Here is an 18,217-nt window from a genome sequence, read left to right on the forward strand (position 1 = left end):
GCACAAACCATGATCAATGCTCCGCGCGTAGACATGGATGATCCTCCAAGCGCTCTCCAGGGGTTCCCCAGAAGCCCTCCCCCACGTCGGCCTTTCGCCCCGGCCCGGGCCGCTCCCGTAGCATTCACGCGGTAACGGCGAGGCGACTGGGAAGCGGCAGCGGGCGTGAGCATCGAGCAGATGGACATCGAGCAGGGTCAGCACGAGGAGGAGATCGACTACGGTCCCGGCCTCGACCCCGAGCGGCTGCGGCTCTGCCTGGAGGTGCTCGCGGAACTCGACGAGCTGCACGTCGACCACCCGGACGCGATCACCGTCCGCAAGGCGGTCGGCGGCATATTCCGGACCCTCAAGCAGCGCCGCCGCCAGGAGACCCGGGCCCGCAAGACGGCCAACGACCGCGAGGTCACCGCCCGCACCGCCACCGGCGCCCCGACCCGGATCGACGACGAGACGGCCGGCGCCTTCGGCCTGACCACCGTCACCACCACCGAGATCGCCGGGATCCTGGAGCGGCCGCGCTCCTGCTACACCTGCAAGACCCGCTACGTCGAGGTCGACGCCTTCTACCACAACCTGTGCCAGAAGTGCGCGGTCCTGAACCGCTCCCGCCGGGACGCCCGGGCCGACCTCACCGGCAAGCGCGCGCTGCTGACCGGCGGCCGGGCCAAGATCGGGATGTACATCGCGCTGATGCTGCTGCGCGACGGCGCCCACACCACCATCACCACCCGCTTCCCCAACGACGCGATCCGCCGCTTCAAGGCGATGCCGGACAGCGCCGAGTGGATCCACCGTCTCAAGATCATCGGCATCGACCTGCGCGACCCGGCCCAGGTGATGGCCCTGGCGGACGAGGTCGCCGCGGACGGCCCGCTGGACATCCTGATCAACAACGCCGCGCAGACCGTCCGCCGCCCGCCGGAGTCCTACCGCGAGCTGGTCAACGCCGAGTCCGCCCCGCTGCCGGCCGGTGAGCTGCCGCAGGCCACCACGATCGGCCGCTTCAACAGCGGCACCGTCGACCTGCCCGCGCTCCCCCGCCAGGCGAGCGGCGGCGAGCAGCGGCTGGCCGCCGAGGACGTCACCTCGCTCGCGCTGGTCACCGGCTCCGCCACCCCGGCCCGGATCGAGGCCGGCACCGCGATCGACGCCGGCGGCCTGGTGCCCGACCTCGCGCCCACCAACAGCTGGGTGCAGACCGTGAGCGAGGTCGGCCCGGTCGAGCTGCTGGAGGTCCAGCTCTGCAACTCCACCGCGCCGTTCATCCTGATCAGCCGACTGCGCCCGGCGATGGCAGCGTCCGCGTCGCGCCGCAAGTACGTGGTCAACGTCTCCGCGATGGAGGGCGTGTTCCACCGCGGCTACAAGGGCGCCGGCCACCCCCACACCAACATGGCCAAGGCCGCGCTCAACATGCTGACCCGCACCAGCGCGCAGGAGATGTTCGAGTCCGACGGCATCCTGATGACCGCCGTCGACACCGGCTGGATCACCGACGAGCGGCCGCACCCGGACAAGATGCGCCTCGCCGACGAGGGCTTCCACGCCCCGCTCGACCTGGTCGACGGCGCGGCCCGGGTGTACGACCCGATCGTGCGCGGCGAGGCGGGCGAGGACCTGTACGGCTGCTTCCTCAAGGACTACGAGCGCGGCAACTGGTGACCACCTGAAGGAGATGACGGCGAAGTGACGACCGCACCGATGCTCGGCGCCGGGATCATCGTGCCCACCGGGGACGGCCGGGTGCTGATCGGCCGCCGCACCACGGCCGGCGAGCCGCCGACCTGGAGCCTGCCCGGCGGCAAGGTCGACCCCGGCGAGTCCTTCGAGCTGACCGCGGCCCGCGAACTCGCCGAGGAGACCGGGATCGTGCTGCCCGCCGAGCGGATGCGGGTGCTCGCCGTGCACCTGGACCACGAGCTCGGCCGGCCCCGGCTGACCGCCGCCGTGCTGGCGCCGCCGAGCCTGGCCGAGGCGGTGGTCACCGAGCCGCACGCCTGCGCCGGCTGGGAGCGCTTCCCGGTGGACGCGCTGCCGGAGCCGATGTTCTACCCGTCCGCGCTGGTCCTCGGCAGCTGGCTGCCCGGGCTGGACGGCGCGCGGCGGGACGGGACGCACGGTTACCCCGTCGCCCACTGAGGGCCACGGGGTAACCGACTCCGGTGCGGGGCTCAGCCGTTGCGGGCCGCCTCCGGACCGGTGATCCGCCCCAGCAACGGCAGGGTCGAGGCGATGATCCCCAGCGAGGCGGCCAGCCCGAAGCCGACCAGCCCGTAGTACGTCAGGTCCGGGGACACCAGGCCGTAGTTCATCTGCGCCTTCAGGAACATCGCCGCCGCGGCGAAGCCCGTCCCGATCGCGAGCGCCGACACCGCCAGCAGCGGCAGCGCACTCTCCAAACCGACTACCCTGCGCAGCAGTTGCAGTGGCGCGCCGGTCAGCCGCAGCATCGCGAACGGCCGTCGGCGGTCGGACAGTCCGGCCACCACGCTCACCGCGAGGCTGCACCCGGCGATCGGCAGGGTGGTCAGCAGCACCACGTTCGCCAGCTGCCGCCAGCCCTGGAGCTTCTTCTGCCCCTCGGAGGCCCAGTCCTCGGCCAAGCGCGGCTCGTAGGTCGGGAACTCCTTCATGAACAGGGTCCGCAGCTGTTCCTTGGCCGTCTCGGAGCCGTCGGTGGTCGCGTAGAGCATCCGCACCGGGAGCTTGGCCACCTCCGGCGCGGAGATCGCCGCGGCCGGCCACTCGTGCCCGCTGCCGTCCGTCAGGTCGACCAGCTGGAAGGGATCGACTGCCGCGACGGCAGCTCCGGACGCGCAGTGGCCGACCACGGGGACCTGCGCGAGTTCCGCGCAGCTCACCAGGCTGGGCACCATCCGCCGCTCGCCCAGCTGGTACGTGCCGATCCGGGCCGGGTTGTCGTGCACCAGGGCGATCCCCTGGAACCCGGGGACGGCCCGAGCCTGTGCCAGCACCCGGTCGGGCACGGAAGGCAGCGTGGCCGCGTCCTCCTTGTTGCCGAACGGAACGTCCACGATGGCCTTGCGGACCTCGGGGGCGCCGTTCAGCGTGCCCTGGTCGGCGTTGATGGTGCCCATGATGGCCAGGGTTCCGGTGGTCACGAACAGCGCCAGCACCAGTCCGGCGACCGAGCGGAACCCCGCCCTCGGGTCGTCCGAGAGGCGGCGCATCGCGATCAGCGAGGCCGGCCGGCTGGTCCGCCGGGCCACCGCCTGGGCGGTTGCCATGGTGAGCCACGGACCGGCGGTCATCAGGCCGAGCATCACCAGCACGAAGCCGGTCAGGTAGGCCATGGACTGCCCGTTGGTGGTCGCCGGCTTGCTGCCGACGAAGTAGCCGAGCTCGGCGAGGCCGGCCACCAGCGGCGCCAGCCGCCAGGCGCTCGGCGGCTTCGGGGTGACCCGGCGGGAGACCCCGAGCGGCGAGATGGTGACCCGGCGCAGCGCGAACCGGGCGGCGAGCGCCGCCGCCACCGGCACGCCCAGCACCGTCCCGGCGACCTGCGGCAGGGTCAGGCTCAGGTCGGAGGCGAAGAAGCGGGCGCCCGTGAACGGCACGTCGGCCACCATCGGCTTCAGCACGAAGTACAGGCCGAAGCCGACCGCCGTACCGATCACCGCGGCCACGGTGGACTCCACCGCCGACATCACCGACACCTGCCCGGGCGTCGCGCCCACCAGGCGCATCGCGGCGTAGCGCTGCTCCCGGGTGGCGGCGGACAGCCGGGTCGCGGTGCCGATGAAGATCAGCACCGGGAAGATCAGCGCGGCGGCCACCACGGTGAGCACCAGGACCATCCGGTCCCCGTGCACGCCCGCGCCGTAGCAGGCGGCCTCGCAGTCGGTGGGCAGCGCGGTGGCGATGCTGGTGACGGTGGTGGCCCTGGGCAGTGCCTTGACCTCGTCCGCGGTGCGGCCGACGACCAGCGCCAGGGTGTCCGGGGAAGGCAGCGCGTCGTCGCCGAGGGTGCCGGCCGGCCGCCCCGGGAAGCGGTCCCCGAGCTCGACGGCCGGGGTTTCGCGCATCAGCTTCTGCAGCGCGGGCGAGGCGTAGTACTCGCCGGGCGCGGGCAGTCGGCTCAGGCCGGGCACCAGCGGTGAGTTGGGCCCGGTCGGGGCGAGGTCGGCCCGGAAGACGGTCTTCCCCCGGTAGTAGTCCGCCCGGGCGGCCCACCAGAGCGGGTCCGCCGAGCTGGCCGCCGTCGCGCCCTTGGCGCCCGTGTTCATCCAGACCTGCCGCTCGTTGGCGCGGTCGATCGCGTTGAGGCTGGAGAGGGTGGACAGCAGCAGTCCGACCCCGATCGCCACCGCCGCCGCGATCATCAGCAGCCGGGCCACGGCCTCCCGGCCGCCGCTGACGGCCAGCCGGAGCGAGAAGGGGATCACGGGGCCACCGATCCGGCGGAGAGCGTACGGGCCTGGCCGTCGCGGACGATCGCCTCGCGGTCGGCGTAGGCGGCGACCCTCGGCTCGTGGGTGACCAGGATGACGGTGGTGCCCTGCTCCTTGGCCGAGGTGACCATCAGCTCCATCACCTGCTCGCCGGTCAGCGAGTCCAGCGCGCCGGTCGGCTCGTCGGCGAACAGCACCTGCGGACGGGCCACCAGACCGCGGGCGAGCGCCACCCGCTGCGCCTGACCACCGGACAGTTCACCGGAGCGGCGGTTCTCCATGCCGTCCAGGCCGAGCCGGGCGAACCACGGGCGAGCCTGGGCCAGCGCCGCGCCGCGGCGCACGCCGTTCAGCAGCAGCGGCAGGGCGACGTTCTCCTCGGCCGTCAACTCCGGTACCAGCTGGCCGAACTGGAAGACGAAACCGAACTTGTCGCGGCGCAGGGCGCTGCGCCGGGCCTCGCTCATGCTGTCCAGGCGCTGCCCGTCGAACAGCACCTCGCCCGCGTCGGGCACCAGGATGCCCGCCAGGCAGTGCAGCAGCGTCGACTTGCCGGAGCCGCTGGGGCCCATGATCGCGAGCACCTCGCCGGCCTGGACGGACAGGCTCGCCCCGCGCAGCGCCGGCGTCTCGCCGAAGGCGAGGGCGATGTCGCGGGCCTCGATCACCGTGGTCATGCGCGCACCTCCGCGGCGAGCGCGTCGAGCCGGGCGACGGTCAGGTCGATCCAGCGCAGGTCGGCCTCCAGGTGGAACAGGCCGTGGTCGGCGAGCAGGGCGTCCACCAGGGCGCCGGTGCGGCGCAGTTCGGTGAGTTCGCGCATCCGGCGCAGGTGGGCGGCGCGCTGGGTGTCCAGGTACGTCTCGGCGTCGCGGCCCAGCATCAGGGCCAGCACCACCTTGGTGAACAGCACGGACTGCAGGTTGGGTTCGGGCGCCACCGGGTCCTGGAGCCAGGTCTCGAACTCGGTCGCCCCGGCCTCGGTGATGACGTAGCGCTTGCGCTCGGGCCCGTCGCCGGGCTCGGCCTCACCGGCCATCACCTTGCCGTCGCGGGCCAGCCGGCCGAGGGTCGCGTACACCTGGCCGTACGGGAGGGGCTTGCCCCGGCCGAAGAGGGAGTCGTAGTCGCGCTTGAGGTCGTAGCCGTGACTCGGCTCTCGCTCCAGCAGCCCGAGGAGGGTCAAAGGAACACTCATGGGGAGGACGATACACCAGGGATATACACCGAGTGTATAGCTGCGAAGAATACGGCGCCGACCTGGTGAAACGTCAACTCGCTGAAGAGGACGGGCAGGAGGCGGCCGCACGACCGCCCCCTGCTCCGCACCACCGGCCGAAACCCCCACGGTCCGGCCGGGCCGGCGCCGCGCCCAGGCACGGGGGACGCGGTCGGACCCCAGCCTGCCCGCCCCGGGGGCGGCTGCCGAGGGCCGAACGTCCCGGGTGGTCAGGGCCGACGGTGCCACGAGCGCTCACCACTCTTGTGCGAGGGGGGCGATCGGGTGGAAATTGGGTGACGAAACCCCGTACGCGCCCGCGTCCTTGAGGAGACCTCAGCGTGTCCAGCACACCCCGCCCGGCCAGGCCCGCGTCGCTCCCGCGGCGAACCGGCCGCCGGCTGCGGCGGGCCTTCGGTGCCCGGCACGAACCGTTGGCCCGCCCCATCGACCGGGCCCGCGCCCGCGCCTGGCTGCTCACCGTCCTCGGCGGACTGCTCGCCGCCGCCCTCGCCGTCGGCGGCGCGCTGCTGCTCTACCGCTCCACCGCACCGCAGGCCGACACCGACCGGGCCCGGCTGCGCCAGGTCGACGCCGTCGTGACCGCGGCCGCCGAACACGGCGTCGTCACCGGCAGCCGCTTCTCCGGCGGCTACGGCAACCGGATCGACGCCGAGGCCTCCTGGACCTACCCCGGCACCACCCGGCACACCGGCATCGTCCAGGCGCCGAGCACGGCCAGCGCCGGAACCGTCGTCCCCATCTGGGTCGACCCCGCCGGCAACGCCACCAATCCCCCGGTCAACCGCGCCGCCCTCGCCGTCTCCGCCGCCTGCACCGGCGCCGGCGCCCTGCTCACCCTGCTCGCCCTCCTCACCTTCGCCCTGCGTCTGCGCCTGCACGTCCTCGACCGGCGCGCCGAGGCCGACTGGACCTCCGGCTGGGCGCGCCTGGAACCGCTCTGGAGCGGCCGCGCCGGGAACCGCCTGGAGGACTGAGAGCCCCAGGAACTCGTCTGCCTCAGCGGCGTCGCGTCCAGGCCGGGGCCGGAGTCGGCCTGGCCGCGTGGTGGGTGAGGGCGGCGACGGCGACCAGCAGGGCGAGCGCCAGGGCCAGGGCGGTGGGGACGGAGGTGTGGAGGACGAGGAGCGCGCCGAGGAGGGCGCCCGCGAACATCCAGACGGCCGAGGCGACGCGGCGCGGGCCGGTGCGGTCGGCGGCGAGGGCGGTGAGGGTCATGGTGAGCACGGTGGTGGTGAGGCCGGGGACCTTGAGCGAGCGGACCACCGCGTTCTGGCCGCCCATGGCGAGCGCGAGCAGGCCGATCAGGGTGTAGCGGGCCGCCTCGGAGCTGTGGCCGGCCGCGGCCGCCAGGAGGACGCTCGCGGCGACGAACACCGCCTGAACGGCGACGGCGACGGTCAGCAGGCGGCCCCGGTGGCCGGGCAGGTGCCGGGACAGGTGGCCGCCGGCCAGGGCGCCGAGCAGGAAGGCGGCGAGGGCGGCCAGCGAGGCGGTGGCGGACAGGCCGGGGGCGCCGGCCAGGGCGAAGCCGAGGAACACCACGTTGCCGGTCATGTTGGCGACGAAGACGTGCCCGAGCGCCAGGTAGCTGACCGCGTCCACCACCCCGGTGACCACGGTCAGCACCAGCAGCATCGGCACCAGCGGCCCGTGCTCGGGGTCGGCTTTCAGCATCGGGCCTCCCGGAAGGTTCGTGTGACGGCCCTTCCGTTCTACACCAGCACCGTCAGGCCAGCGCCGGGTTGCCCGGCTCGTCCGGCTCGTCGTCCAGGTGCCAGTGGAGGTCCCGCACACCGGGCTCCAGGGACAGCCGGGTGACGACCTGTTCGAGGGCCGGGGCGACCTGGCCGCTGATCGCCACGGTGGCCCGCAGGCTGGTGGCGTCGCCCTGCTCGGTGCGGCGGGCGCGCAGGCCGGTGGGGGCGAGGCCGGAGGCGGTCAGGGCCTGGAGCAGCAGGGCGCGGATGTGGGTCTCGGACTTGCGGTCGCACTCCAGGTGGACGGTGGCCCGGGAGGTGGAGTCCGGGTCGCTGCCGGACTGCGGGGCCCGGTCGAGCAGTCGGCCGGCCGGGCGCAGCACCAGGTGGACGGCGAGCACGGCCAGGGTGCCGAGGACGGCGAGGTCCAGCTTGCCGGAGGCGGCCAGCACCCCGACGGCGGCCGAGCACCACAGGGTGGCGGCGGTGTTGAGGCCGCGCACGCCGGCGCCGTCGCGCAGGATGACGCCACCGCCGAGGAAGCCGATGCCGGAGACGACGTAGGAGGCGACCCGGGTGGGGCTTCCGGTGTCACCGACGGCCTCGCTGTACAGGACGAACAGGGTGGCACCGGCGGCGACCAGGGCGTTGGTGCGCAGGCCAGCCATCCGGGCGCGCCACTGGCGCTCGACGCCGATCAGCGCGCCGCAGGCGACGCCGGTGGCGAGCCGGACCAGGAACTCGACAGTGGTCAGGGTGTGCACGACGGCACCTCCTCCAGAGGATTCGCGGGAGTCACGGCCGAACATGGGCAAGGGAAGCGCGGGCAAAGCAACGGACGGGTGGCGAGCCGCTGCTCACCACCCGTCCGTACGGGCTGCGGCCGGTGGCTCAGTGGTTCAGCGCGGTCTGGACGATCTTGATGATGACCATGATCATCGCGAGCAGCAGGTAGGCGCGCAGGGCGCCCATGCCGACCTTGCGGGCGGTGGACATCACCGGACGGCTCAGCGTCTCCAGCGGGGGCATCCGCCAGTCCTCGCGGCCGGTGCGGTCGATAGGGTCCTCCTTGGTGGCGGTGCGGCCGGCGGTGAAGAAGTATCCGGCGACCAGCACGCCCACCAGGCCGCAGCTGCCCATGATCCACAGGATCGCGTCGGAGCTGATGCCCGGCCAGACCACCGAGGCGGTCAGGATCAGCGAGAGCATCACCAGCACGCCGACCACCGTGGAGGTGAAGGCGTTGGTCCGCGGCCCGTTGACCCAGGGGCCGAGCACGGCCTTGTCGTTGCAGAGCAGCAGCAGGAAGACCGTGGCGGAGGGCAGCAGCACCCCGGCCAGCACCTGGACGAACTGGGTGATCAGCCCCTGGGTGTAGTCGTTGGACAGCAGGGTGATCGCCGCCGCGACCACCACCAGGCCCGCGTACACCGCGTAGAAGCCCTTGGCGCCCTTGACCCCGCGGTGCAGCGAGTGCTTGATGCCGAACACGTCGCCGATCGCGTAGGCGGTGGACAGCGAGACCGCGAAGGCCCCGATGATCGAGGCGTCCAGCAGCGCGATGGCGAACAGCACGCCCGCGAGGTGGCCGGCCTTGTCCTCGATGCCCTTGGCCACGGCGGCCGTGTCGGAGAACTGGCCGAAGCCGTCGGTGCCCGCGAAGGCCGCCGCCGTGAGGCCGATCAGCGCGGCCGCGCCGACGATGACCACGACGATCCCGATCCACAGGTCGACCTTCTCGTACTTCATGAAACGCGGGGTGATCCGCTTGTCGATGACGTACGACTGCTGGAAGAACAGCTGCCAGGGGGCGACGGTGGTGCCGACGATCGAGATGATGACCAGCATCACGGCGGCGAGCTGGCCGGCGCCGCCGGGCATGGTCGGCGTCACGAAGTCGTGGGCCATCTGCGAGGTCTTGGGGTGGACCATGAAGTAGATCGGCACCAGCAGCAGCGAGCCGATGCACAGCGTGATGGCCACGCGCTCGAAGCGCTGGAAGGAGCCGGTGAAGGCCGAGGCGATGATGATCGCCGCCGCCAGCACCACCGAGACGACCTTCGGCAGCCCGAGGTACCCGGCCGCCATGGTGACCCCGATGAACTCGGTGACCAGGGTGAGGGCGTTGAGCAGGAAGAGGTCGATGACGCTGAACGCGCCCCAGAACTTGCCGAAGCGCTCCAGAATGAGGCGGGCGTGGCCGACGCCGGTGACGGCGCCCAGGCGCAGCACCATCTCCTGGTTGACGTACAGCACCGGGACGAGCATGAGCAGGGTCCACAGCAGCTGGGTGCCGTAGTTCTGGCCGGCCTGGCCGTAGGTGGAGAAGGCGCCGGCGTCGTTGTCGCCGACCATCACGATCAGGCCGGGACCGACGATCGCCAGCAGGGTCTTAAGCCGGGCGGAGAGTCCGCTGCGGGGGGTGGTGTCGTCGAGCCGGATGGTGCCGAGCGCGCCCTTGATGTCGCCGACGTGGGCGTCGTCGAGCACGGCGGACTGGGCGGCGGCGGGAGCGGTGGGGACCGTGGGAACCTTCGGGTCCAGCATCACGTTGGTCATGGCGGGGCCTCCCTGCCCTCTTCCTTGAGAGGGCGACAGGGGGCACGCAGCAGCGATCCTCCCTGCGAGCGCACGACGTCCGCTCCGTACGGCGACGCTGAGCGGCGGCGGCCGTGCGGGCATGACGATGCGTCAGGCGGTTTGCGTCCGGGCATGGTCGAGCGCAGGACGAAACGCCGGGTGAACGCGCAGGGAAGGTTGTTACCGCGTGCCGGAGGTGTTCGAGAGCATGCGGGGGTAGGGGCTACTGTGGCCCGGACTATTGCAGTCCACGTCTCTCGCCTCCTCCCGGTCGGGGGCGCACCGTCTGTGCGCCGCGTCACGACACGGCAAGGAGCACACCGGTCAACGATGGACCGGTACACCCCAACTCGTCAGAGCTTTGGCACTCCACGGCGTGTCCAGCCGGATCGGCCGGAAGCCACTTGGGGTCAACCCTTAACTCGGGAAGACCTGTCCTGAACCTGGGCGTCTCTCGACGTCGTCGGGTCAGTGGCCTGTGTCCGTGAAGACGCCTCACCGAACGAGGTGCCTTTTCAAACCTCGAAAAGCATAGACCCGCCGCGGCCACCCGAGTTCACCTTTTCGGCTGATCTTCGACAGCTTTGTAGAACCTTGACCAAACCCGGGCAGCTTGTGCGCCCGCTCGCGGCATATATAGTTCATCGACATATACAGCTGAACAGCCCACGAGGGGAACCGCGTCCCACATCGATCCGAGCCGGCCCGCACCCGTCCTGCAGCTGTCCGGGGTCTCCCGAGCGCACGGGCGCGGCGCCGCCGAGGTGCACGCCCTGCGCGGGGTCGACCTGACCGTCCACGCGGGCGAGTTCGTCGCCGTGATGGGCGCCGACGTGGTCCACCGCAGCGGTCAGCTGACCCCGGCCGAACGGGTCGGGCGGGCGCCTGCCGCCCTGGCCGAGGAGGACTGCACGGTTACCGGTCAAGGATCTTGACGATGCATCAGCTCGGCTGGAAGGTCCGCCGGTAGGCCTGCGGCCCGACCCCGATGGCGGCGCGCAGGTGCTGGCGCAGCGAGGCGCCGGTGCCGAGGCCGGAGCGCCGGGCGACCAGCGGGACGGGCCAGTCCGTCGTCTCCAGGTAGTGCCGGGCGAGGTCGAGACGCTGGCGGGTGAGCCACTGGGCGGGGGTGGTGCCGGTCTCCTCGCGGAAGCGGCGGGAGAAGGTGCGCACGCTGGTGTGGGCGTGGGCGGCCAGGTCGGCGAGGGTGAGCGGCTCGGCGAGGCGCTCCAGGGCCCAGGCCTGAGTGGCGGCGGTGCCGGCGGCGGAGGGTTCGGGGACGGGGCGACGGATGTACTGGGCCTGGCCGCCGTCGCGCCAGGGCGGGACGATGCAGGAGCGGGCCACCTCGTTGGCGACCCGGCTGCCGTGGTCGCGGCGCACCAGGTGCAGGCACAGGTCGATCCCGGCGGCGACCCCGGCCGAGGTCAGGATGTCGCCGTCGTCGACGAACAGGACGTCCGGGTCGATCCGGGCGGTGGTGAACATCCGCTGCAGCCGGTCGGCCTCCCGCCAGTGGGTGGTGGCCCGGCGCCGGTCGAGCAGGCCGGCGGCGGCCAGCACGTAGCTCGCGGTGCAGATGCCCACCACCCGGGTGCCGGGGCGGATCGCGGCCAGCGCGGTCCGCAGCGCCTCGGGCAGGGTGCCGTGTTCGCGGATGGCGCCGAGCGACTCCGAGGGCGGGATGACGACGGTGTCGACGGTGGCGAGCAACCCCGCGTCCCGGGCGACCGCGATGTCGAAGTCGGCGGCCGTGCGGACCGGTCCGCCGTGCAGGCCGCAGGTGGTGACGGTGTAGAGCGGACTGCCCTCCTCGTCCCGGGCGGTGCCGAAGATCCGGGCCGGGATGCCGAGCTCGAACGGGAAGACGCCGTCCAGGGCGAGTACGCCGACGTGGTGCATGGCCGGATCCTTTCACCCTGTGGCCATCGCGCCACCACCAGGGGCCGCCGCGCACCGGCACGCTGACGGGGTGCCCGGTCAGCCGTCCGGGCCGACGACCGGAGGAGCACCACATGACCGACACCATGCGCGCGATCTCGCAGGACACCGCCGGAGGCCCCGAGGTGCTCCGGCTGGTGGAGACCGCCCGACCCGAGCCGGGCCGAGGCGAGATCCTGGTCCGGGTGCACGCCGCCGGCGTCAACCCGGCCGACTGGAAGACCCGTTCGCGCGGCACCTTCGCCACCGGCGGCACGCCCCCGTTCACCCTCGGCTGGGACGTCTCGGGCGTGGTCGAGGCGGTCGGCTACGGCGTGACGATCTTCCGTCCGGGCGACGAGGTGTACGGGATGCCGCGCTTCCCCCACCCCGCGGGCGGCTACGCCGAGTACGTCGCCGCCCCCGCCCGGCACTTCGCGCACCGCCCCCGCGGCCTGAGCCACGTCGAGGCGGCCGCGCTGCCGCTCGCCGCGCTCACCGCCTGGCAGGCCCTGGTGGACACCGCCGACCTGCGCCCCGGGCAGCGGGTGCTGGTGCACGCCGCCGCAGGCGGGGTCGGCCACCTCGCCGTCCAGATCGCCAAGGCCCGGGGGGCATACGTGATCGGCACCGCGAGCAGCGCCAAGCACGGGCTGCTGCGCGAACTCGGCGCCGACGAGCTGGTCGACTACCGCACCCAGGACGTCGCCGAGGCCGTCCGCGAGGTCGACCTCGTGCTGGACCCGCTCGGCGGCCCCAGCTGGTCCCGCTCCCTGCGCGCGCTGCGCCCCGGCGGCACCCTGGTCTCCATCGAGCCGCCGACCGACGCCTTCCCCCTCGCCGAGGCCGCGGCCGCGGGCGTCCGCGCCGTCTTCATGCTGGTCGAGCCGGACCGGCAGGGCCTGCGCGAGGTCTCCCGGCTGGTCGAGTCCGGCCGGCTGCGGGTCCTGGTCGACACCGTCCTGCCGCTGGAGCGGGCCGCGGACGCCCACCGGCTGGGCGAGCGGGGCCGCACCACCGGGAAGATCGTCCTGTCAGTGGCCGGGGAGTGACCGCAGACCGGTCTGGTTCGCAATCCCCCTCCCCGCACTCCCGTTGACGCCCCGCACTGCGCGGCCGTCGACGCCCCGCTTGACACTCCACGGCCGAAGGAGTGCAAAAGGTTCGCCAAAGCGAGAACAAGCTCACACGCGCCGCCCCTCCTGCGGGCATGCGAACGGGCGCTAACCTGCGCACATGAAGGTCCCGCCCGAAAGGCTCCCCCTCGCCGCCGAGTTCCCGGCCGCGCACCGTGAGCAGTGGCAGCAGCTCGTCGAGGGCGTGCTGCGCAAGTCCGGTGCCCAGCCCGAGGCCGGCGCCGCCGCCGAGCAGGCGCTCACCACCGCGCTCCCGGACGGGCTGCGCGCCCGCCCGCTGTACACCGCCGAGAACACCTCGGCCGAGCCCGGCTACCCCGGCTTCCCGCCGTTCGTCCGCGGCGGCCGCCCACAGGGCTCCGCCGTCTCCGGGTGGGACGTACGCCAGCGGCACGCCGACCCGGACCGGCGGCGCACCAACGAGGCCGTGCTGGCCGACCTGGAGCACGGCGTCGGCTCGCTCTGGCTGGAGCTGGGCGGCACGGGCCTGCCGGTCGCCGCCCTGCCCGAGGCACTCGCCGGGGTGTACCTGGACCTGGCCGCCGTGGCACTCGACGCTGGGGCCGAATTCACCGACGCCGCCGAACAGTTGTTCAAGCTGTACGAGGAGCGCGAGGTCTCCCCCGGCTCCGCCGCCGGCAACCTCGGCGCCGACCCGCTCGGCTTCCAGGCCCGCACCGGCTCCGCCGGCCGCACCACTGCGCTGCTCACCGAGGCCACCGCGCTGGCCGCCCGCTGCGCCGACGGGTACCCGCAGCTGCGCGCGCTCACGGTGGACGCCCTGCCGTACCACGAGGCCGGTGCCTCCCCCGCCCAGGAGCTGGGCTGCGCGCTGGCCACCGGCGTCGCCTACCTGCGCGCGCTGACCGCCGCCGGACTGTCCGTGGACGCCGCGCTCGGCCAGCTGGAGTTCCGCTTCGCCGCGGACGCCGACCAGTTCCTGACCATCGCCAAGTTCCGTGCCGCGCGCCGCTTGTGGGCCCGCGTCGCCGAGGTGTCCGGCGCCTCCGCCGAGGCCTCGGCGCAGCGTCAGCACGCCGTCACCTCCCGGGTGATGATGACCGCCCGCGATCCGTGGGTGAACATGCTGCGCACCACCGTGGCCTGCCTGGCCGCCGGGGTCGGCGGCGCCGACGCCGTCACCGTGCTGCCCTTCGACAGCGCGCTCGGCCTCCCCGACGCCTTCGCCCGCCGGATCGCCCGCAACACCCAGTCGATCCTGCTGGAGGAGTCCCACCTGGCCCGGGTGATCGACCCGGCCGGCGGCTCCTGGTACGTCGAGCAGTTGGGCGAGGAGCTGGCGCAGGCCGCCTGGGCCTGGTTCCAGGAGATCGAGCGGGCCGGCGGCCAGCAGGCCGCGCTGGAGTCCGGTCTCGTCGGCGAGCGGATCGCCGCGACCTGGGCGGAGCGGTCCGGGAAGCTCGCCAAGCGGCGCGAACCGGTCACCGGCGTCAGCGAGTTCCCGCACCTGGACGAGCAGCCGCTGGTCCGCGAGCCGGCCCCGGCGTCGCCGGAAGGCGGCCTGCCGCGGGTGCGCCGCGCCGAGGCGTACGAGGCTCTGCGGGACCGCTCGGACGCCTTCCTGGCCGAGACCGGCGCCCGCCCGAAGCTGTTCCTGGCCTCGATCGGCACCGCCGCCGCGCACACCGCACGCACCACCTTCGCGGCCAACCTGTTCCAGGCCGGCGGCATCGCGACCGTCTCCACCGAGGGCGTCGACCCGGCCGCGTTCGCCGAGGCGTTCGCCGCCTCGGGCGCCGTCGTCGCCTGCCTGTGCTCCAGCGACGCCCTGTACGGCGAGCACGCCGCAGCCGTCGCGGGCGCCCTGAAGGCGGCCGGCGCCCAGCGGGTGCTGCTGGCCGGGCGGCTCGCCGAAGTGCCCACCGGAGTGGACGAGTTCATCTACGCGGGCGGGGACGCGATCGCCGTCCTGACCTCCCTGCTGGACCAGATCGGAGTTGCTCGATGATCCCCGACTTCACCGGAATCGGGCTGGACGGCGGCACCGCCGGGGACGTCACCGAGGTTTCCGACGCCCAGTGGCAGGCCGCCTGGCGCCGGTCCACCGGCAAGGACGCCGAAGAGCAGGTCTGGGACACCCCCGAGGGCATCGGCGTCAAGCCGCTGTACACCGCGGCCGACCTGGCCGGGCTGGACTTCCTGGAGACGTACCCCGGCATCGCCCCGTACCTGCGCGGGCCGTACCCGACCATGTACGTCAACCAGCCGTGGACCGTCCGCCAGTACGCGGGCTTCTCCACCGCCGAGGAGTCCAACGCCTTCTACCGCCGCAACCTGGCGGCCGGTCAGAAGGGCCTCTCGGTCGCCTTCGACCTGCCGACCCACCGCGGCTACGACAGCGACCACCCGCGCGTCACCGGCGACGTCGGCATGGCGGGCGTCGCCATCGACTCGATCTACGACATGCGCCAGCTGTTCGACGGCATCCCGCTGGACAGGATGTCGGTGTCGATGACCATGAACGGCGCGGTGCTGCCCGTCCTGGCGCTGTACATCGTCGCGGCCGAGGAGCAGGGCGTACCGCCGGAGAAGCTCGCGGGGACCATCCAGAACGACATCCTCAAGGAGTTCATGGTCCGCAACACGTACATCTACCCGCCGCAGCCGTCGATGCGGATCATCTCGGACATCTTCGCGTACACCTCGCAGAAGATGCCGCGGTACAACTCGATCTCCATCTCCGGCTACCACATCCAGGAGGCCGGTGCGACGGCCGACCTGGAGCTGGCCTACACCCTGGCCGACGGGGTGGAGTACCTGCGCGCGGGCCTGGACGTGGGGCTGGACGTGGACGCCTTCGCGCCGCGACTGTCGTTCTTCTGGGCGATCGGCATGAACTTCTTCATGGAGGTCGCCAAGCTGCGCGCGGCCCGGCTGCTGTGGGCCAGGCTGGTCAAGCAGTTCGACCCGAAGAACGCCAAGTCCCTTTCGCTGCGCACCCATTCACAGACCTCGGGCTGGTCGCTCACCGCCCAGGACGTGTTCAACAACGTGACGCGCACCTGCGTCGAGGCGATGGCCGCCACCCAGGGCCACACCCAGTCGCTGCACACCAACGCCCTCGACGAGGCGCTGGCGCTGCCCACCGACTTCTCCGCCCGCATCGCCCGCAACACCCAGCTGCTGCTGCAGCAGGAGTCCGGCACCTGCCGGGTGATCGACCCGTGGGGCGGCTCGGCTTACGTCGAGAAGCTCACCCACGACCTGGCGGCCAGGGCGTGGCAGCACATCCAGGAGGTCGAGGCGGCCGGCGGCATGGCCAAGGCCATCGACGCGGGCATCCCGAAGATGCGCGTCGAGGAGGCCGCCGCCCGCACCCAGGCGCGGATCGACTCCGGCCGCCAGCCGGTGATCGGCGTCAACAAGTACCGGGTCGAGAGCGACGAGCAGATCGACGTCCTCAAGGTCGACAACTCCGCGGTGCGCGCCCGGCAGATCGAGAAGCTGCGTCGGCTGCGCGAGGAGCGCGACGAGGCCGTGACCCAGGACGCCCTGCGCGCGCTGACGGCGGCCGCCGAGGCCGGCCCGCAGCGCGGCGGCTCACTCGACGGCAACCTGCTGCACCTGGCCGTCAACGCGGCCCGGGCCAAGGCCACCGTCGGCGAGATCTCGGACGCCCTGGAGAAGGTGTACGGCCGCCACTCCGGCCAGATCCGTACCATCTCCGGTGTGTACCGAGACGAAGCGGGCCCGTCGGCTCCCCTCCAGCGCACCCGCGACCTGGTCGAGCGGTTCGAGCAGGCCGAGGGCCGCCGTCCGCGCATCCTGGTCGCCAAGATGGGCCAGGACGGCCACGACCGCGGCCAGAAGGTGATCGCCACCGCCTTCGCCGACCTCGGCTTCACCGTCGACGTCGGCCCGCTGTTCCAGACCCCGGCCGAGGTCGCCCGCCAGGCCGTCGAGGCCGACGTCCACATCGTGGGTGTGTCGTCGCTCGCCGCCGGGCACCTCACGCTGGTGCCCGCGCTGCGCGCCGAACTCGCGGAGGCGGGGCGCGAGGACATCACCATCGTGGTGGGTGGCGTCATTCCGCCGCAGGACTTCGACGCGCTGTACGAGGCGGGCGCGGCGGCCGTGTTCGGCCCGGGCACGGTGATCCCGGACGCGGCGTACGACCTGCTGACGGCACTGGCGGCCGACCTCGGCCACGAGCTGTGAGGCTGGGTTTTTAGCGGATGCCACCGAGGACGATCGACCTCGACAGCTACGTGACGGGTGTCCTGGACGGCTCGCGCGCCTGGATCGCGCGCGCCGTCACCCTCGTCGAGTCCACCCGGCCCGACCACCGCGCGCTCGCGCAGCAGCTGCTCCAGCGGCTGCTGCCGCACGCGGGCGGGGCGGTCCGAGTGGGCATCACGGGGGTGCCCGGGGTCGGCAAGTCGACCTTCATCGACTCCTTCGGGACCATGCTGACGGGACTGGGGCACCGGGTCGCGGTGCTCGCCGTCGACCCGACCTCCAGCCGGACGGGCGGCTCCATCCTGGGCGACAAGACCCGGATGGAGCGGCTGGCGGTGGATCCCGCCGCCTTCGTCCGGCCGTCGCCCACGTCGGGGACGCTGGGCGGGGTCGCCAAAGCCACCCGGGAGTCGATGGTGGTCATGGAGGCGGCGGGCTATGACGTGGTGCTCATCGAAACGGTGGGCGTCGGGCAGTCGGAGACTGCGGTGGCGGGGATGGTCGACACCTTCCTGCTGCTCAGCCTGGCGCGGACCGGCGACCAGCTCCAGGGCATAAAGAAGGGCGTGCTGGAGCTGGCGGACGTCATCGCCGTCAACAAGGCGGACGGGCCGCACGAGCGGGACGCTCGCGCTGCCGCGCGCGAACTCGCGGGCGCGCTAAGGCTGTTGCAGGCGCCAGATGCGGCATGGACGCCGCCGGTGCTCACCTGCAGCGGGCTCGACGGGGCTGGGCTCGATGTCTTGTGGGAGCGGTTGCAGCAGCACCGCAAGGTGCTCGACGCGACGGGTGCGCTGGCGGCCAAGCGGCGGGAGCAGCAGGTCGAGTGGACGTGGTCGATGGTCCACGACCAGCTGTACGCGCGGCTGCACGAGCACCCGGACGTGCGGCGGCTGGCCCCGTCGCTGGAGGCCGAGGTCCGCGCCGGTACGCTGCCGGCGGGGCTGGCCGCGCAGCGGATCCTGGACAGCTTCTTCGGTACGTCCTGAGGGAGTTGAGGAGCATCGCCACCATCGTCGAGGACGT

General features: G+C 72.8%; 15 protein-coding genes and 1 riboswitch. Of the genes, 8 read left to right on the plus strand and 7 right to left on the minus strand.

What is annotated here, in order from left to right:
• Positions 1–180: 180 nt before the first annotated feature.
• Both ACIG5E_RS12680 and ACIG5E_RS12685 read left to right on the plus strand, forming a co-directional pair.
• Positions 181–1,665, plus strand: coding sequence for an SDR family NAD(P)-dependent oxidoreductase (locus ACIG5E_RS12680; protein WP_396533535.1), 1,485 nt, complete (start codon positions 181–183; stop codon positions 1,663–1,665).
• 24 nt (positions 1,666–1,689) lie between these two features.
• Complete coding sequence (locus tag ACIG5E_RS12685) at positions 1,690–2,142, plus strand: NUDIX hydrolase (protein ID WP_396533392.1); 453 nt, start codon at positions 1,690–1,692, stop codon at positions 2,140–2,142.
• Positions 2,143–2,174: 32 nt separating this feature from the next.
• On the opposite strand, the gene ACIG5E_RS12690 is transcribed toward ACIG5E_RS12685, so the two are convergent.
• Genes ACIG5E_RS12690 through ACIG5E_RS12700 form a run of 3 tightly spaced genes read right to left on the minus strand, consistent with a single transcriptional unit; the run spans position 2,175 to position 5,613 of the window.
• Positions 2,175–4,409 carry an FtsX-like permease family protein gene (locus tag ACIG5E_RS12690; protein WP_396533393.1) on the minus strand — a complete coding sequence of 745 codons (2,235 nt, stop codon included), beginning with the start codon at positions 4,407–4,409 and terminating at the stop codon, positions 2,175–2,177.
• Positions 4,406–5,092 carry an ABC transporter ATP-binding protein gene (locus ACIG5E_RS12695; protein WP_396533395.1) on the minus strand — a complete coding sequence of 229 codons (687 nt, stop codon included), beginning with the start codon at positions 5,090–5,092 and terminating at the stop codon, positions 4,406–4,408. The genes ACIG5E_RS12690 and ACIG5E_RS12695 overlap by 4 nt, the downstream gene beginning before the upstream one ends.
• Complete coding sequence (locus tag ACIG5E_RS12700; RefSeq protein ID WP_396533396.1) at positions 5,089–5,613, minus strand: PadR family transcriptional regulator; 525 nt, start codon at positions 5,611–5,613, stop codon at positions 5,089–5,091. Before ACIG5E_RS12700 ends, ACIG5E_RS12695 begins: the two co-directional genes overlap by 4 nt.
• 362 nt (positions 5,614–5,975) lie before the next feature.
• Here ACIG5E_RS12700 and ACIG5E_RS12705 point away from each other — a divergent pair, with 362 nt between their 5' ends.
• Positions 5,976–6,632 (plus strand): hypothetical protein, encoded by a 657-nt coding sequence (locus tag ACIG5E_RS12705; RefSeq protein ID WP_396533397.1) that lies wholly within the window; start codon positions 5,976–5,978, stop codon positions 6,630–6,632.
• Positions 6,633–6,654: 22 nt separating this feature from the next.
• On the opposite strand, the gene ACIG5E_RS12710 is transcribed toward ACIG5E_RS12705, so the two are convergent.
• The 3 genes from ACIG5E_RS12710 to ACIG5E_RS12720 all read right to left on the minus strand — a co-directional run bounded on the left by ACIG5E_RS12710 (position 6,655) and on the right by ACIG5E_RS12720 (position 9,902).
• Entirely contained in the window at positions 6,655–7,332 is a 678-nt protein-coding gene (locus ACIG5E_RS12710) for a YoaK family protein (protein ID WP_396533398.1), read from the minus strand.
• A gap of 52 nt (positions 7,333–7,384) precedes the next feature.
• Positions 7,385–8,119, minus strand: a complete 735-nt coding sequence (locus tag ACIG5E_RS12715; protein WP_396533400.1) for an MgtC/SapB family protein — start codon at positions 8,117–8,119, stop codon at positions 7,385–7,387.
• Between the two features lie 127 nt (positions 8,120–8,246).
• Positions 8,247–9,902: an NRAMP family divalent metal transporter gene (locus ACIG5E_RS12720; protein ID WP_396533536.1), complete on the minus strand. Its 1,656-nt coding sequence runs from the start codon at positions 9,900–9,902 to the stop codon at positions 8,247–8,249.
• 370 nt (positions 9,903–10,272) lie between these two features.
• Positions 10,273–10,449: riboswitch (M-box (ykoK) riboswitch) on the minus strand.
• Positions 10,450–10,699: 250 nt separating this feature from the next.
• Here ACIG5E_RS12720 and ACIG5E_RS12725 point away from each other — a divergent pair.
• Complete coding sequence (locus ACIG5E_RS12725; protein WP_396533401.1) at positions 10,700–10,870, plus strand: hypothetical protein; 171 nt, start codon at positions 10,700–10,702, stop codon at positions 10,868–10,870.
• 7 nt (positions 10,871–10,877) lie between these two features.
• On the opposite strand, the gene ACIG5E_RS12730 is transcribed toward ACIG5E_RS12725, so the two are convergent.
• A complete protein-coding gene (locus tag ACIG5E_RS12730) occupies positions 10,878–11,837 on the minus strand; it encodes a GlxA family transcriptional regulator (protein WP_396533402.1) in 960 nt (319 codons plus the stop codon).
• A gap of 113 nt (positions 11,838–11,950) precedes the next feature.
• Here ACIG5E_RS12730 and ACIG5E_RS12735 point away from each other — a divergent pair, with 113 nt between their 5' ends.
• The 4 genes from ACIG5E_RS12735 to meaB all read left to right on the plus strand — a co-directional run bounded on the left by ACIG5E_RS12735 (position 11,951) and on the right by meaB (position 18,180).
• A complete protein-coding gene (locus tag ACIG5E_RS12735; RefSeq protein WP_396533403.1) occupies positions 11,951–12,907 on the plus strand; it encodes an NADP-dependent oxidoreductase in 957 nt (318 codons plus the stop codon).
• Positions 12,908–13,091: 184 nt separating this feature from the next.
• Positions 13,092–14,960, plus strand: coding sequence for a methylmalonyl-CoA mutase small subunit (mutA, locus tag ACIG5E_RS12740; RefSeq protein WP_396533404.1), 1,869 nt, complete (start codon positions 13,092–13,094; stop codon positions 14,958–14,960).
• Positions 14,957–17,170 carry a methylmalonyl-CoA mutase gene (gene scpA, locus ACIG5E_RS12745; RefSeq protein WP_396533405.1) on the plus strand — a complete coding sequence of 738 codons (2,214 nt, stop codon included), beginning with the start codon at positions 14,957–14,959 and terminating at the stop codon, positions 17,168–17,170. The genes mutA and scpA overlap by 4 nt, the downstream gene beginning before the upstream one ends.
• 17 nt (positions 17,171–17,187) lie before the next feature.
• Complete coding sequence (gene meaB / locus ACIG5E_RS12750) at positions 17,188–18,180, plus strand: methylmalonyl Co-A mutase-associated GTPase MeaB (protein WP_396533406.1); 993 nt, start codon at positions 17,188–17,190, stop codon at positions 18,178–18,180.
• Positions 18,181–18,217: the final 37 nt, after the last annotated feature.

Origin of the sequence: Kitasatospora sp. NPDC053057 (assembly GCF_044546945.1) — a bacterium.
Taxonomy (GTDB): domain Bacteria; phylum Actinomycetota; class Actinomycetes; order Streptomycetales; family Streptomycetaceae; genus Kitasatospora.